Raw genomic sequence first — 232 nt, forward strand, 5'->3', positions numbered from 1 at the left:
GTTTATAATCAACAAATTACAGTCATTCCCGCGCAGGCGGGAATCCACTGGGCACGAGATGCAAGCGATCTGCCAGATTCATTTTGTCCCTCATTTTCTGCGTCGTTCTTTCTCAAAAGTCACTGGATCCCCGCCTTCGCGGGGATGACAGAAGGAAGTGGGGATAACAGGAAGGCGCGGTTACCCTTTTGCCAAGTCTTTTGATCTTAGAGATGTGATGAAGAACCCTGTC

General features: G+C 49.1%; 1 protein-coding gene. It reads left to right on the forward strand.

All coding sequences use genetic code 11. From position 1 onward, the window contains the following. Positions 1-204: hypothetical protein (locus tag EA58_RS22100; RefSeq protein ID WP_036757453.1), on the forward strand; the 204-nt coding region annotated here is incomplete at its 5' end. Positions 205-232 lie beyond the last annotated feature (28 nt).

It is taken from the genome of Photobacterium galatheae (assembly GCF_000695255.1).
In the GTDB taxonomy this organism is placed as follows: domain Bacteria; phylum Pseudomonadota; class Gammaproteobacteria; order Enterobacterales; family Vibrionaceae; genus Photobacterium; species Photobacterium galatheae.